Here is a 14,224-nt window from a genome sequence, read left to right as displayed (position 1 = left end):
ATACGAGGCATTCAAAGAGTTAACAGGAATGGATGCAAGAAAAGTCATGGGTTATGCACTAATGACTTGAATTCAGGTTTTTCTGATAAGCAGTGTCGTAAAAAAACAATAAAGGTTATGACCTTACTGCCCTTCAGACGCAAGCGCTTTATCTAGCTTACCCAGTAGCTGATTGATGTGCTCGTGGGTATCCAGTTTTTCATTTTCGGTCTGGTGTTTACTCTGCAACAGTTCATAGCTGATGTTCAATGCAGCCATCACCGCAATGCGCTCGACACCAACAACTTTCCCGGACGTACGAATTTCCTGCATCTTACTGTTCAAATAACGGGCAGCAATATGCAATGCATCCTGATCGTCTTCGGGGCAGGCAACACGGTATTCTTTATCCAGAATATAGACAGAGGTGATCGATGATTTATCTGTCATGATTCAAGCTCCAGAGAGCGGAGGCGCTGAATCATTAACTCTACCTTGTTACGAGCAATGTCGTTGTTTTCCATTAACTTGGCTTTCTCGGATTTCCAGGAGAGCTCCTGCTGACGAAGCTGCCTGTTTTCTAACGTCAATCTCTCACAAAGCTCAAGTAAGTAGTTGATCTTTCGGTCGAGTACGTTGAAGTCAGGCTCGTTCATAGCTTCCCTGAGTGTTCGGTTCTTAGGGTTACTATAGCCTCTGGAGAATCTCAGAACAACGATTTACTGGTTGACAAGATTTTCTTTTTAATTATTTCAAATAAGAAAAATGAGAGTACTGTTTATAAACGCAATAGGGCTCGAAGTTGGTTGTATTTGGGTGATCGCAGAGTCCTGAATAACGATGCCCACAATAGCAGCACCGTTATTCATGATCAGCTGAAGCAGAGAACCAATAGCTTATTGCCCTGGCATCATCATACCTTCAGGCATTTCAAAGTTTTCAGGAATCTGCATTTGCTGCATAACCTGGTTGATTGAGTCACGAATGCTATCAATCATGGCTTTATAACCTACATCGAAGCCTCGGTTAAATGCCGCTGCGACAGGCTCAATGTCATCGGTGGGCTGAACAATGGCCGGTTGCTTACCCTGTGGTGCTTCACCACCAAAAAATGCTTCCATAGAGGTAGGCACTGTCAGAGCAACACGCCCACCTGCCATGTAGCCATCAATGAAGCGGCTTTTTACTATGGGGTTGTTGTCGATGCCGATATGCTCCTGCTGAAACGCAACAGACGCTTCGCACCAACGATCTCGGTACTCACTGGCCATATCTTGAGTGCTGCAGTTGAATTCTGAAATACCCATGGCATCCAGAACATTGATATAACCTTCTTTATAGCCACTGTCATACAGAGGCTCAGACTGATCGCTTATCTCAAACAGGTTTACCCGGCTGTCAGCACCATCACTGGCCTGAGCATAACCATCACGGAAGCCTTTCAAGAAAACGACAAACTCATCAGAGTTTGCGGAGCCGTGCTGAGACTCGAATTGCTTCTGGGCTTTACACCAAGTCAGTTCAAGAACACCTGTTTTGGAAGGGCTCGTGCAGCTGTACGACTCGATGCCCTTATCAACACTTTGCAGATCTTCTAGCACCACTTCAGATATATCAGGACAATCAGACGGTTTATCACAGCCCTGCAGCATAACCAGGATGGCAATAAGAGGAACGGCACCTGCCAATAGATACTTTTGCATAATTTCTCCATTTCAAAAACTGATGATTTTTTATTCAGTTCAGTTTTGACGGAACTGGGTAAATATAGTTCAGTTTTATTTTTGAGCCATGCAGAAGTAGAAGATTTTTATAATAAAATCAGAAAGCTGGACGTTGAGCCCAGCATCAAAAAAGCACTTCAAGAAAGCACTTCAGGAAAGGTTAACGACCCAAGCCGTTGGCCTGCTGGATTAACAGCGATTTCAGAACCGGCAACCGATTCGTCACTTTCAACCCAGTATTTCTCAGCCAGCGCACACCAATATCATCACTGCCAAACAAATTTTGGAAGCCACTCATGGCAGCCATCATGGATGTATTGGGCGCTTTACGTCGACGCTGGTAGCGATCAAGGATATGAGCCGCAAACCAATCATCCTCACGGTGAACTGCACGGGTAATTTCTTCCGCCAGCACCATGGCATCCATTAGCCCAAGATTGACGCCTTGCCCTGCCAGTGGATGGATGGTGTGGGCGGCATCACCCACCAGCACAACCCCCTGGCGATGATACTGCCGGGCATGCCGTTGTCGCAGAGGGAAGCGTAATCGTTGATCAGCACAAAGCACTTTACCAAGGCGGCTTTCAAAAGCACGTTGCAACTCCTGGCAGAAACCTTCGTCATTCAGTTGTTCAATACGATCGGCTGCTGAGGGAATCAATGACCAGACGATGGAACAATAGTGCTTACCCTCTCGGTCCGGTAATGGCAAAAACGCCAGAGGCCCGGTGTCCAGAAAAACCTGCCGAGCGGTATTGCTATGATCGAGCTCTGTTTCTACCGTCGTCACGATGGCGTGATGTTTATAATCTTTCTGATTACCGGGAATACCCGACAAACGACGTAAGTGCGATTCAGCACCATCGGCTGCAACCAATAAGGGTGCCTGCAGAGTTAGACCATCAACCAATGTGACAGAACCACCCTGCCCTGATAATTGATATTCAAGACGAGGTTGCTGCTCAAAACAGTGAATGCCCGAATCACTTAGCTGCTGAAGAAGACCATTGCGAATAACCTTGTTTTCCACAATATACCCAAGGCTATCCTGAGTGAGTGACGAAGCATCAAACTGGATACTACCTGTTCCCTCCCCATCCCACACATCCATATAGTTGTAAGGGCAAACCCGTTGAGCCACCATGGCTTCCCAGGCATTAAGCTGTCGAAAAAACTGTATCGATGTTTCTGTGAGTGCACTGACTCTCGGCTCCCAAGGGCTCTCGTGAGATAGGCGTTCGGGCTGCAAAGATTGCTGATCAATCAGGGCAATCTGAAGGCCAGAATTATCCAGAGCCAAGGCAAGAGAGGCTCCAACCATGCCTCCGCCGACAATAATGACGTCAAATGTCTGCATTTTCCTGCTCTCTTATTCCTGCTCTATTGTTAAAGCCCCATGGCCTTGCGGGTAAATCCGGATTTAACGGGGTGCAGATAATCCAGGGAGATCAACCCAAGATTTCGGGCTAATACCGAAGCTCTGTCCGTTCGGGAAAACAGGTGCACCAATCCGTTGCAGAACTGACTGGTCAGTGCCTGATCACCATGCTGCTGTTGCTGATAGCGCATTAAGCTGTTGAGATTGCCTACAGAAATGCCTGCCTTGAATGAAGCGGCGATATTATCCGCCAGCGCCATGGTATCTCGAATAGAAAGGTTATAACCCTGACCGGCAATAGGGTGAATAGCGTGAGCAGCATTACCTAAAACCACCAGCCCGGGCCTGACCTGTTCACTGGCCATTTTCATGGTGAGTGGGTAACTGTCTCGCTTACCAACGGCAATAAAACGACTCGCCCGGTAACCAAATCGCGCCTGCAACACATCGAGAAATGCCTGATCCGATAAACCATGGATTTCTTCAAACTCATTGTCAGGTACCGTCCACACCAGCCCAACACGATGTTCGAACTGCTCATCTGCAGTTAGAGGTAGCAGAGCCATTGGGCCTTTCCCTGCAAAACGTTCCCAGGCAACCCCTCTATGGGGACGATCCAGAGCGATGTTAGCGATCACTCCGTGCTGTTGATATTCCGTTACTGCCTGGCTGATGCCCAGTTGTTCCATTAGCCCGGAACGGCCGCCATCTGCCAGCACCACCAGTGATGCGGTGATCTCTGAAGATTCCAGAGTAATCTTCATGCCACCAGCAACTGGTTTTAAAGCGGTCACAGTATCCGGGCTGAACAGGGTGATAATATTCTGTTTCTGATAATCCCGAAGGCGGTCAAGCAACACATCCCCCAGAACATGATTTTTGACCACATAACCCAGAGCAGGCAGCCCTTCATCATTAGCACGCAGGCGCGTAACACCAAAACTTCCTCGATCCGACACATGCACTTGCTCAATGGGTTGAGCCTGAGATGCCAGCGATGACCAAAGGTTCAACTGATCATAAATACATCGAGTACCCCAGGAAAGAGCTGAGGCACGGGCATCAAAACTGGGAGGAATATCTCTGGATTGTTGCAGGTCGTGGGGCTCCACCAGCGCTACTTTTAATCCCTGATCGAGCACCAGCTTTTCAAGGGCGCAGGCAAGGCTGGCGCCCACCAGCCCGGCACCGATAATCAGAACATCGAAGTCATGCTTCGCTATGTTATTTTTTTGGGTAGACTGATCCATAAAGCGGCCACCAGATAGCGTTAGTGAACTGTGTTTTTCGCTTTATTGTTGCCCTGACTCTTGTCCTGGGCAGCGGGCTGAACACATACTTCGACGAAAATATTTAACCAGGCCAGCCGTACAAATTCGCTGACTTCCACAAACAGCACTTCCGACTCTTCGCTTTCTTCGTCCGCTTCGATCATGGAAATTTCGGCAAAATCCCTGAGGATTTCTTCCACCATCTCGCTAACAGGCTGTTTACCCAGACCTTGCCCAAAACCTGAGATAAATGACTGACACCATGAACCCAGGGCTTCGGTCCTCTGAGCCAGAGTTTCCTCATCGTCCGGTAGCAAAATAGCCGTTGCCAGATTGCCGGATTCAAGATCGTTGATCGTATTTTGATACAACTGGCTCAGCAGCTGCTTTGACGCTTCATCGAGGGATTTATCCCCCATTTGCTCTTCGAGCTGACGCAGCCAGTGTGGCAATTCCGGGCGGCCACCGGCGGAAATCAGTCCGCACAAATTGCCATGTATTTCAGATGGATGGCTGTGCTCCCCCAGAGCAAGAAGCCGATTGGCAAGCTCACTGAAAGAGACTGCGGATTCTCCGGAGGAAGTGGTCATAATGGTTAAGGTTCCTGATTCTGTATTCCGGAATAATATCAGACTTCCATTCTGCCTGAACAACTCTATAGAAGAGAGGGTTTGTTCCGACACAAAAAGATGAAAAATCGTCTATAAAATGATTGCTACAATAAAAAGTAGTTAATTTGGAATTAGTACAATAGATACAAAGGTTTGAACCATGCATAAGGCCGTGTTTTCAGTCAGACTCAATTCTGAGCAGGTACTCGACTTTTATAAGGGCACAAAATCCTCCGTCAAAGTGCGCACCGAGTGCGGCCAGACGATGAGTATTCCCTACGATATAATGGTGAAATTCGTGACCCGAGAAGGCATCTACGGTCGTTTTCAGATTTCGTACCGTGATGATGGGAAGATGGTGGATTTAATCCGACTATAACCACCTGCTACCGAAGGGTAGCAGGTGGTTGAAACCATTAGCGTCAATTAGTCTCGCTCAAAATAAATATTATCAATCAAGCGCGCTTTACCCAGAAAGCCTGCGGCCAAAATCACCAGAGATTTCTCATTGTGGGTGGCTGGCAGCAGGGTTTCGGTATTGCAGATATTAAAATAGTCTGGCTTAAAGCCAGCCTGCGCCATTTTGGCAAAAGCATCCCTGCGCAGGAGATCAAAATCACTTTCGCCCGCTTGAATAGCTTCTTTTGCCGCCAACAAACACTGGTACAGAGTGGGTGCAATATCTTCCCGCTCTTCCCGGCTCAGATAACCATTACGCGAGCTCATCGCCAGACCAGTTTCTTCACGGGCAATAGGCGCACCAAGAATATCCACCGGCATGCACATATCCTTCACCATTTTGCGGATAATGGTGAGCTGCTGGAAATCTTTCTCCCCAAATACAGCCACATCCGGGCGAACGATGTTGAACAGCTTGGTCACTACCGTGGCAATACCACGGAAGAAACCCGGGCGACTCATACCGCAGTGCATGCCATCCAACACTTCCACACTGACATGCGTATGATTTTCACTGCCTTCCGGATAAATTTCTGTGGTGCTGGCTGCGTACAGAAGATCCACACCATGTTCAATCAGCAGCTGCTGATCCTGCTCCATGGTTCTCGGGTACGAATCGTAATCTTCATTCGGCCCAAACTGCAGTGGGTTCACATAAATGCTGACCACCACGAAATCACAATGCTGCTTGGCTTGCTCAACCAGAGTCAGGTGACCACCGTGGAGATTCCCCATGGTTGGCACAAAACCAATTCGAAGCCCTTCGGATCGGCGGACACTGATAATATCCTGAACTTCGGCAATAGAATGTACGGTTTGCATGACGTTACTCAAATCCATGTTCCGGACCCGGGAAGGTACCATCTTTAACTTCTTTTACGTATGCAGCAACAGCCTGTTGAACAGAGCCTTCACTAGCAGCCATAAAGTTTTTCACAAATTTTGGCTTACGACCCGGCGTCATATCCAGCATGTCGTAAATGACCAGCACCTGACCATCCGTGTCCGCACCGGCACCAATACCAATGACCGGAATTTGAACCGCACGAGTGATTTCTCTGGCAAGGGCTGAAGGAACACATTCCAGTAACAGCATCGCTGCACCTGCTTTCTCCAAAGCAATAGATGCTTCGATCATGGCATTGGCACGCGCCTGATCTCGACCTTGTACTTTATAACCACCCAGTACGTGAACGGACTGCGGTGTCAAACCAAGGTGCACACAGGAAGGAATACCTTGTTCCCGCAGACGACTGACAATCGGTACTAACCATGCTTCACCTTCCAGCTTGACCATTTCCGCACCGGCCTGCATCAAACGGGTCGAATTCGTCAGCGCCTGTTGTTCATTAGTGTAGGAGGCAAAAGGCAAGTCAGACATCACCATTGCATCACCCGCTTTCATACTGACATTGCGAGTGTGATAACACATGTCGTCGACTGTCACCGGCACCGTGCTGGTTTGGCCCTGACAAACATTACCAAGGGAGTCGCCAACCAGAATAACGTCAACACCCTGGCTACTCACTATGTGAGCATGGGTAGAATCGTAAGCAGTCAGACAGGTGAACTTTTCACCCGATCGTTTCATCTCTAAGAGAGTGCTTAAGGTGACTTTAGCCATAGGTAAAAACCTTGATTTAGTAACTGCCGCGGATTATACGAGATGAATATACCATTGTCAGTTCCTACAGCTCCTTCAGGTAGTGTCGAAATGAGCAGATAAAATTGAACAGATGACTCTATAGCTTGTCCATCTATAATCGACCAGACAAGAGTTTGAACTAATGCAAGTGATAACCAGACAACCTCTACCTCATCAGCCTTCATCCTCTACTACTTGCCACCATTGCATAAAAGAGAAGCAGAGTATCATTGAAAAAGCCAGAGACGTGGGGTTCCGATCATGCTTCGCTGTTGCTGCTACCGGCTTATGCCTGCTAAGTAAAAGTGTGTTTGAATCCACTACATTGGTTGGAGCAGGAATATCTGGATTTATTGCTGGCGCAAATGCAGGGCATGCTTGTGCCGCCCTGACAGAGGAACATATACACGACAGAAAATGCACTCATATGCCTGAGTACCAACAATGCATGCAATGCAAAGGGTTAAGAGAAAACACCAAAGAAGAAATCCAACAGATAACCTGCGGCATTATTGGGACTGGAGTATGCATGACCAGCACCCTTTGTTCATCGGGCGCACCTTTAATCGCAGCGAGTAACGGACTGTTTTTCGGTTCTTTAGCAGGCATTCAAGCAGGTGAAGCCGTTGGACCATTAATTGATGGACTAATGATTGAAAGAGACTGCCAACATATTCAATCCAAAAAAAATAATAAGCCAGCAATCAACAACACAGAAGTCAACTTCATTCAAAACAGCGATAATTCTCGTCACAGGTTTATCAATGCAATATCCAATGAAGCCTGAGTGGCCAGAATATTATTGCCAAGGATAACTCCCGGCAATAATACTCAATCCAACATCATCTGTTTTTGCCGCTAGCATCTTAATACTGCGACCGTTGGGTAAAACCAGTTCCGGCGCAATATCCATGAGGGGCAGTAATACAAAATTCCTAAGATGCATTTGATAGTGCGGAATCGTTAATCGTTCCGACTCAACAACTTCATTTCCATAAAGCAATATATCGAGATCCAGCGTTCGCGGCCCCCAACGTTCTGATCGCACACGACCATGATCGTTTTCTACACTCTGCATGGCATCCAACAGTGCAATAGGCGTCAACGTGGTATCAACAGCGATGACAGCATTGCAATAATCCGGCTGGCCGGGAGGCCCCACCGGATCACTCTGATACAGTTTTGAGCAACCAGCCAAAGTAATACAAGGCAAACTGTCTATCTCATCCACTGCCCTTTGTAGCTGCAACTCTGGTTGTTCCAGATTACTGCCAAGGGCAATGTATGCTCGGGTTCTCATTCAGATACTCCAGGCTGCTGCTCAGAACGGGGCTTCCGGCGACGGCGCCGACGCTTGTTGCCAGACTTTGGCGCACCTTTCGCGGTCAGTCCACGAATCATGGATACACGACCGTGTTCATCCACTTCCTGTATCTCGGTCCACCATTTGCCAGCTCCGGACAGATCTTCACCAGCCTGCTCCCTAAGAATCAGAAAGTCATAAGCGGCGCGAAACTTTGGATGTTCCAGCAAGATATCAATCTGCTTTGGCTGGCGGCGCTCAAGACGTCCCTGCAGATCCCAGATATCACGCACCATCATGGAAAAACGTTTGGGGATCGCCGTATGATTACACTGATTGCCAATTACCGTCATGGCGGATTGTTGCAAAGCGGGCACCGGCGGCAAGCCCTGCTCCATCAAATCACGGGACAACGCTTTCATCGGTGCCCACAGTAAAGCTGCAAATAGGAACGCTGGCGTCACTGGGCGATTCTGTCGAACACGTCGGTCGGTACTTTTCAGAGATTCAATGATCAGGCTTTGAACACTACCACCTTGTTCGTTCAAACAATGCTCTGTTGCCGGGAACAACGGTGCAAACAGCTGATACTGCCGAAGCAGTTCAAACGTACGAACACCGTTGCCCGATTGCAAAAGCTTCAACACTTCATCGAAAAGGCGAGCCGAGGGAATATCCCGGAGCAAATGGCCCAACTCGAAAATAGGCTGTTCCGTTTCCGGCGCGATCGTGAAATCCAGCTTGGCAGCAAAACGAATGGCTCGAATCATTCGCACCGGATCTTCATGATAACGGGTCACCGGATCACCAATCAGGCGTAACGTTCCCGTACGAATATCATCCTCACCACGGCAGAAATCCACCACTGTAAAGTCACGACTGTCGTAATAGAGGGCATTCACCGTAAAGTCACGGCGCATGGCGTCGTCTTCCATGGTGCCGTAAACATTATCCCGGAGAATACGACCAGAATCAGAGTGGTGGGATTTCTCCTGACCGTGATGGTTTTCATGGTTCGCCCGGAACGTCGCTACTTCAATCATTTCACGACCAAAGAGTACGTGAACCAATTTGAACCGTCGCCCAATCAATCGGGAGTTACGGAATAACCCGCGCACTTCTTCCGGACTGGCGCTGGTCGCCACATCAAAGTCTTTTGGACGAAGATCCAGATACAAATCCCGGACACAGCCACCCACCAGATAAGCCTCATGACCCTGGCTGTTCAGCCGGTTCACCACCTTCAGGGCATTGTCGCTGATGTGCTTTCGGGAAATGGGGTGATGATCCCGGGGAATAATGGTTTTACTGGCTTCAGTCACTGCACCACCTGCAATGTCAGAATGAGAGTGTGTGGGTTTACCCTGCTTTCTGTTTCTCATGAGCCAGAAAATAAGTGTGCCTCCAAGCACCATGACAGCTGCTGCTGTGATATACATGAACATTCCGGTGCCTGGCATCATAAACTGTGCATAATAAAATACTGGGTTGAAGTGAGATTCGGGCTATATCATAGCATCAGTCACTATGATCACTCCATTTGTCCGAACGGATAAGTGCCCAACCATATGAAACTATATTTTCTGACTCAGTGGTCAGCCACTCTAAAGAGTTACATCTGCGATCACATAGCTACTGCTATGCTCACTCCGATGTGCCTTGCATAGTAACTAACCACTAAGCCAGAAATATTCGATTTCATATGATCGGGTACTTAAACAAAAACTGGGGAAAAATCATGCGTACTCATCAGAAGAACATCGCGATTGTACTTTCCGGCTGTGGCGTTTACGACGGCTCAGAAATTCATGAAGCCGTGTTAACCCTGCTGCACATCGAAATGGCTGGAGCCACGTACCAATGCTTTGCTCCGGATATCAACCAACACCACGTGGTTAACCACCTCACTGGCGAAGAAACGACTGAACAGCGAAATGTTCTGGTGGAAGCCGCCAGAATCGCCAGAGGCAACATCAAACCGCTATCCGAACTTAATGCTACTGACTTTGATGCCATTATTCTTCCCGGCGGTTTCGGTGCAGCAAAGAACCTTTCTGATTTTGCCTTTAAAGGTGCCAGCTTCAGGGTTCAGACTGATACGTTGTCTGCAATTAAGGCTTTTGCATCAGCTGGCAAACCTGTTGGGCTGATTTGCATCGCACCTGCAATGGCAGGTCGTATCTTTGCTGACGGCGTGACAGCAACCATTGGCAATGACGAAGCAGCAGCCTCTGCCATGGCAGAAACGGGTGTTGATCATCAGGTATGTGCAGTCGAAGAGATTGTCGTGGATGAAGCCAACAGACTGGTGTCGACACCTGCTTATATGTTGGGACAATCAATCAGTGAGGTAAGCAGCGGGATCAGTAAGTTGGTGACTAAAGTCATTGCGATGACCGCTTAACTTTAGTGACCAGTACCAACCCCAATCATTGAGAGCCAAGCAGCGTCAGCGTGTTGGTGCTTGCCTTGCCATTAGCCTGACTTTCTCACTTCGCAGGAACCAACGACATACCCGCTCTGGTGTGAGAGAACACAAAATGGGTAAATGCCGGATCGATTTCCACGCCCATGTTTTTACAGACACTGCTCAAAACAGTCCCAAAAGCATTTTGAATAGACATCCTAAACATATTTTTAACCCACGGATTGTCCATATGTCCCTTAATATCACTCTCCATTTTTCTTAATTTTTCTTGATCTTCTGAAGTCCTTGCTGCTTTTTTCAATACTTCCATTGGATCATTAAGTGTATTTAGCTGTTCCTTTAATAAAGCGTTGAACTCATTTTTTGCCTTTTCTGATTTGTCTTTGTGACTGATCGCCATCTGGCTCCAGATGACATCGACTAACTCACTCATATCCCGCTCGTTAATTTTCGCTTTGCTGAATGGGTCTATTTGTTGACTCATCAACTGGACTACTTTCGTAAACTGGCTACGTTGTTTTTCTGATAGCGCAAGACTATTGCCAAAGTCCAAAATCCACAGATCAATCTCACCGCCCTGCCTGAAGCTCAACATGATATTACCTGGGTGAAAATCTCCATGAACCAGGCCACAGGTTTTAAGCTCTGTCCATTTATCCTTTCCTTTCTGATGCAATTCCTTTAACCAGAATTGAGTCAGCTGATCTGAAAATGGAACCACACCTAAACATTTCTGATAAGCTTCAGCACGAAGCTTGCTGTTGTCCAGATTAGTTAATTGATTCAGCGTGTGCCCTCCATCTACGTTCTGCATCATCAGCACCCGTTTACTATGACCGGTCTCAATAACCTCAGGTATTTTGAAGGAGAGAGTCATTGGTTGTGGCAAACCACCTAAACCGTTTGGTAGTGTCACATGGGTGTCAGTTTTTGCCAGCGCTGAGGCAAAGCGTTGGTGGTAGCTCTTCTCCTGTGAAAGATCACACTCTGCAACAAATGGGTCGGTAAACTCTTTTACCGTGTTAGCAATAGCTGAATTAAACATCATCAGCATGCCGAGGGATTTTCTGCCGGCTTCAACCTGAATTGCTTTTTCTTCAGGAACAATCTTCGCAACAAAACGTTTACCATCCTTCTCCACTTCAAAGCAGGATCCCAAAGTGCCCGTTGCCAAATGATTCTTAACCTTATAATCCTTACATCCTTCTTTTGCTAATATGGACTGGGCTTGTGCGAGAGGCATAGGTGGGTTGTTATCAAGAAAATCTTTCAACACGCCGTAACATTTTTTCCTCTCTGCTTCTGTTGCTCCCAACTTTTTGGTGATGCTCTCTGCCAGATTCTCTTCCATACCAATGGTTTGAAGTAACTTGGCATAGGTTGGCCCAAGATTGTGCACATAAGATTTAAAATGCTCATGGGTAAACTCAGCACCAAAAACAGCATGCTTCACAAAATAGCAAGCAACACAGGCCGTTTTATAAATAGCTCGACAGGTAATTGAGATCCAGTTAACAACGCTCTGAACTGTATTGCAGATGGAATTACAACCCTTCTTTATAAAGCCTGGGTTATCTTGATGAACGGATACCGTTCTTCCGCCCATTGCTTTATTTTCTTGTCTTTTTTGATGAGTATTTGGTGGGTTATGCTGATTTTTGGCTGCAGACGAGCAAGCTTGATTTGCAGGTAAAGTCACATTGGCCATTATTAATTATGCTCCTAATAATTCAAAGTAAAGCGATAAAAACGCTTCAATTTATTTACTGGAATTTAATTAAAAATCAGACAAGCCAAAGAGGTATTTGGTTCAACTACAATCAAAGAATTTGATAGAATGGATTCATTAGTTTTAAATGAACCCAATTAATTGAGATCATTAAACAACCCATTTAATAAGCCATTGGCTCAACAGGGTGATAATGGCAATTCCAGCCAGATTCAGCACCAGACCACTTCGGATCATATGACGAATCGGCAACATACCGGCACCATAAACAATCGCATTGGGCGGAGTGGCAACCGGTAGCATAAATGCACAGCTAGCGGCGATAGCGGCTGGAATCGCCAACGCGACGGGAGACATACCAAAAGACGTTGCAAGGGCTCCCAGCGGTGGAAGAAAAGCAGCCGTCGTTGCCGTATTACTAGTAATCTCTGTCAAAAAGATAATAATCGCCACCACCATGGCAATAACCATCAGCTCGGGCATATCACCTACGAAGTTTAATGAGCCTGCTATCCAATCCGATAATCCTGTTCTACGAATCATCGAGGCAAGGCTTAACCCGCCACCAAACAATAACAACACATCCCAGGGTAAACGGCGCATATCATTCCAGCTCATTAGAAACTGAAGCTTTCTTAGATTGGACGGTAAAACAAATAACAGAATCGTTGCTATCAAAGCGATAGCCGCATCAGTAATAAAAAAACCTGGAAATAAATCAATCAACCAGGGGCGGGTGACCCACGCTATGGCAGTACCACAGAAAATAACCGCCACGATTTTCTCTGGCGTACTCATTTTGCCAAGATCTTTTCGCTGTTCCCGAATCGACTGCTTAATGACCTGATTCTCTTTGGAGCAAAGATCGTAACCTAAATAGCCAAGCCACAGTCCGGTCACTATCAACATCAATAAAGAAGCAGGTACGCCAATAATTAACCAACGGGCGAACTCAATTTGAATACCGTATTGATCCTGAAGAAAGGCCACCAACAATGCATTAGGTGGGGTGCCAATTAAAGTACCAAATCCACCAATGGATGCGCCGTAAGCAATGGCCAAAAGTAATGCAATGGGAAATCCATTACTCATACGTCCCTGATCCCGAATCATAGCAACCACTGACAGACCAATAGGCAGCATCATGATGGTAGTTGCTGCGTTCGATACCCACATACTGATCAATGCGGTGGCGGTCATAAAGCCCAGAACCAATCGTTTTTCCCCGGTGCCTACCAACAACATAATATTCAATGCAACCCGGCTATGGAGATGCCAGCGCTCCATAGCGAGCCCAATGGCAAACCCTCCCATAAACAGATAGATGACCGGGTGAGCATACGGTGCTGCGGCACCATCGATACTGTTTATTCCCATCATTGGCGCAAAAATTAGTGGAAATAGCGCGGTAATGGCTGTTGGTAATATTTCAACAGCCCAGAACACCGCCATCATCAGAGCGAGACCGGCGCAATGCCACGCCATGACCGTCATACCAGCCGGTGGTTCAGTTAACAAAGTCAGCAGCTGCAGTCCAACACCCGCCATTAGGCCAGAGACCCAGAACACCGGGTGCCTATCAGATTCTGAAACCTGATGAGCAGAGTTTTCGGTTGTCGTCGCTGATGCTGCTGAGGCCATTTTTTTCTCCATCACGATATACCGCCATTAATAGTAGACTCTGTTATAATCTGTGC

15 protein-coding genes are annotated in these 14,224 nt (G+C 47.1%); 3 read left to right on the top strand and 12 right to left on the bottom strand.

Annotation, left to right across the window (positions count from 1 at the left end):
• Positions 1-123: 123 nt before the first annotated feature.
• The 6 genes from Q1B11_RS13495 to Q1B11_RS13470 form a co-directional block, all read right to left on the bottom strand.
• Positions 124-429: a cell division protein ZapA gene (locus tag Q1B11_RS13495; RefSeq protein ID WP_299733563.1), complete on the bottom strand. Its 306-nt coding sequence runs from the start codon at positions 427-429 to the stop codon at positions 124-126.
• Positions 426-635 (bottom strand): TIGR02449 family protein, encoded by a 210-nt coding sequence (locus tag Q1B11_RS13490; protein ID WP_299733561.1) that lies wholly within the window; start codon positions 633-635, stop codon positions 426-428. The genes Q1B11_RS13495 and Q1B11_RS13490 overlap by 4 nt, the downstream gene beginning before the upstream one ends.
• 240 nt (positions 636-875) lie before the next feature.
• On the bottom strand, positions 876-1,682 hold the full coding sequence (locus tag Q1B11_RS13485; RefSeq protein ID WP_299733559.1) for a hypothetical protein: 807 nt from the start codon (positions 1,680-1,682) through the stop codon (positions 876-878).
• Positions 1,683-1,863: 181 nt separating this feature from the next.
• A complete protein-coding gene (locus Q1B11_RS13480; protein WP_299733557.1) occupies positions 1,864-3,060 on the bottom strand; it encodes an FAD-dependent oxidoreductase in 1,197 nt (398 codons plus the stop codon).
• Between the two features lie 29 nt (positions 3,061-3,089).
• Entirely contained in the window at positions 3,090-4,331 is a 1,242-nt protein-coding gene (ubiH, locus tag Q1B11_RS13475; protein WP_299733555.1) for a 2-octaprenyl-6-methoxyphenyl hydroxylase, read from the bottom strand.
• A gap of 20 nt (positions 4,332-4,351) precedes the next feature.
• Complete coding sequence (locus Q1B11_RS13470; RefSeq protein ID WP_299733554.1) at positions 4,352-4,942, bottom strand: UPF0149 family protein; 591 nt, start codon at positions 4,940-4,942, stop codon at positions 4,352-4,354.
• 181 nt (positions 4,943-5,123) lie between these two features.
• Between Q1B11_RS13470 and Q1B11_RS13465 the strand changes: the two genes are divergently transcribed.
• Complete coding sequence (locus Q1B11_RS13465) at positions 5,124-5,342, top strand: DUF2835 family protein (protein WP_067516262.1); 219 nt, start codon at positions 5,124-5,126, stop codon at positions 5,340-5,342.
• 47 nt (positions 5,343-5,389) lie between these two features.
• Here Q1B11_RS13465 and panC read toward each other — a convergent pair whose 3' ends face one another.
• The gene (gene panC / locus Q1B11_RS13460; RefSeq protein WP_299733548.1) at positions 5,390-6,244 is read right to left on the bottom strand and encodes a pantoate--beta-alanine ligase; all 855 of its coding nucleotides are present in this window, start codon (positions 6,242-6,244) and stop codon (positions 5,390-5,392) included.
• 4 nt (positions 6,245-6,248) lie between these two features.
• Complete coding sequence (gene panB, locus Q1B11_RS13455; protein ID WP_299733546.1) at positions 6,249-7,046, bottom strand: 3-methyl-2-oxobutanoate hydroxymethyltransferase; 798 nt, start codon at positions 7,044-7,046, stop codon at positions 6,249-6,251.
• Between the two features lie 328 nt (positions 7,047-7,374).
• On the opposite strand from panB, the gene Q1B11_RS13450 reads away from it, so the two are divergent.
• Complete coding sequence (locus tag Q1B11_RS13450) at positions 7,375-7,854, top strand: hypothetical protein (protein ID WP_299733544.1); 480 nt, start codon at positions 7,375-7,377, stop codon at positions 7,852-7,854.
• 12 nt (positions 7,855-7,866) lie between these two features.
• Here Q1B11_RS13450 and folK read toward each other — a convergent pair whose 3' ends face one another.
• Together folK and pcnB are read right to left on the bottom strand one after the other, a co-directional pair.
• Positions 7,867-8,367 (bottom strand): 2-amino-4-hydroxy-6-hydroxymethyldihydropteridine diphosphokinase, encoded by a 501-nt coding sequence (gene folK, locus Q1B11_RS13445; protein WP_299733542.1) that lies wholly within the window; start codon positions 8,365-8,367, stop codon positions 7,867-7,869.
• Positions 8,364-9,809 carry a polynucleotide adenylyltransferase PcnB gene (gene pcnB, locus Q1B11_RS13440; RefSeq protein WP_366139469.1) on the bottom strand — a complete coding sequence of 482 codons (1,446 nt, stop codon included), beginning with the start codon at positions 9,807-9,809 and terminating at the stop codon, positions 8,364-8,366. The genes folK and pcnB overlap by 4 nt, the downstream gene beginning before the upstream one ends.
• 299 nt (positions 9,810-10,108) lie before the next feature.
• Here pcnB and elbB point away from each other — a divergent pair, with 299 nt between their 5' ends.
• Positions 10,109-10,774, top strand: coding sequence for an isoprenoid biosynthesis glyoxalase ElbB (elbB, locus tag Q1B11_RS13435; protein ID WP_299733538.1), 666 nt, complete (start codon positions 10,109-10,111; stop codon positions 10,772-10,774).
• 85 nt (positions 10,775-10,859) lie between these two features.
• Here the strand turns inward: elbB and Q1B11_RS13430 are convergent, their stop codons facing one another.
• Together Q1B11_RS13430 and Q1B11_RS13425 are read right to left on the bottom strand one after the other, a co-directional pair.
• The gene (locus Q1B11_RS13430) at positions 10,860-12,506 is read right to left on the bottom strand and encodes an AarF/UbiB family protein (RefSeq protein ID WP_299733536.1); all 1,647 of its coding nucleotides are present in this window, start codon (positions 12,504-12,506) and stop codon (positions 10,860-10,862) included.
• A 171-nt stretch (positions 12,507-12,677) separates the two neighbouring features.
• Positions 12,678-14,168 (bottom strand): DASS family sodium-coupled anion symporter, encoded by a 1,491-nt coding sequence (locus tag Q1B11_RS13425; protein WP_299733534.1) that lies wholly within the window; start codon positions 14,166-14,168, stop codon positions 12,678-12,680.
• Positions 14,169-14,224 lie beyond the last annotated feature (56 nt).

The organism is uncultured Endozoicomonas sp. (genome assembly GCF_947495845.1).
Taxonomy (GTDB): Bacteria; Pseudomonadota; Gammaproteobacteria; order Pseudomonadales; family Endozoicomonadaceae; genus Endozoicomonas.
The sequence above is the reverse complement of the archived record's forward strand: the minus strand, read 5'-3'. Positions and strand labels throughout refer to the sequence as shown.

What these genes read in the sequence shown, in the direction of transcription:
- Q1B11_RS13465 (WP_067516262.1), top strand. Translation starts at nt 5,124, where the DNA reads ATGCATAAGGCCGTGTTTTCAGTCAGACTCAATTCTGAGCAGGTACTC.
- panC (WP_299733548.1), bottom strand. Translation starts at nt 6,244, where the DNA reads ATGCAAACCGTACATTCTATTGCCGAAGTTCAGGATATTATCAGTGTC.
- pcnB (WP_366139469.1), bottom strand. Translation starts at nt 9,809, where the DNA reads ATGTATATCACAGCAGCAGCTGTCATGGTGCTTGGAGGCACACTTATT.
- Q1B11_RS13430 (WP_299733536.1), bottom strand. Translation starts at nt 12,506, where the DNA reads ATGGCCAATGTGACTTTACCTGCAAATCAAGCTTGCTCGTCTGCAGCC.
- Q1B11_RS13425 (WP_299733534.1), bottom strand. Translation starts at nt 14,168, where the DNA reads ATGGCCTCAGCAGCATCAGCGACGACAACCGAAAACTCTGCTCATCAG.
- panB (WP_299733546.1), bottom strand. Translation starts at nt 7,046, where the DNA reads ATGGCTAAAGTCACCTTAAGCACTCTCTTAGAGATGAAACGATCGGGT.
- Q1B11_RS13470 (WP_299733554.1), bottom strand. Translation starts at nt 4,942, where the DNA reads ATGACCACTTCCTCCGGAGAATCCGCAGTCTCTTTCAGTGAGCTTGCC.
- folK (WP_299733542.1), bottom strand. Translation starts at nt 8,367, where the DNA reads ATGAGAACCCGAGCATACATTGCCCTTGGCAGTAATCTGGAACAACCA.
- elbB (WP_299733538.1), top strand. Translation starts at nt 10,109, where the DNA reads ATGCGTACTCATCAGAAGAACATCGCGATTGTACTTTCCGGCTGTGGC.
- ubiH (WP_299733555.1), bottom strand. Translation starts at nt 4,331, where the DNA reads ATGGATCAGTCTACCCAAAAAAATAACATAGCGAAGCATGACTTCGAT.
- Q1B11_RS13485 (WP_299733559.1), bottom strand. Translation starts at nt 1,682, where the DNA reads ATGCAAAAGTATCTATTGGCAGGTGCCGTTCCTCTTATTGCCATCCTG.
- Q1B11_RS13490 (WP_299733561.1), bottom strand. Translation starts at nt 635, where the DNA reads ATGAACGAGCCTGACTTCAACGTACTCGACCGAAAGATCAACTACTTA.
- Q1B11_RS13495 (WP_299733563.1), bottom strand. Translation starts at nt 429, where the DNA reads ATGACAGATAAATCATCGATCACCTCTGTCTATATTCTGGATAAAGAA.
- Q1B11_RS13480 (WP_299733557.1), bottom strand. Translation starts at nt 3,060, where the DNA reads ATGCAGACATTTGACGTCATTATTGTCGGCGGAGGCATGGTTGGAGCC.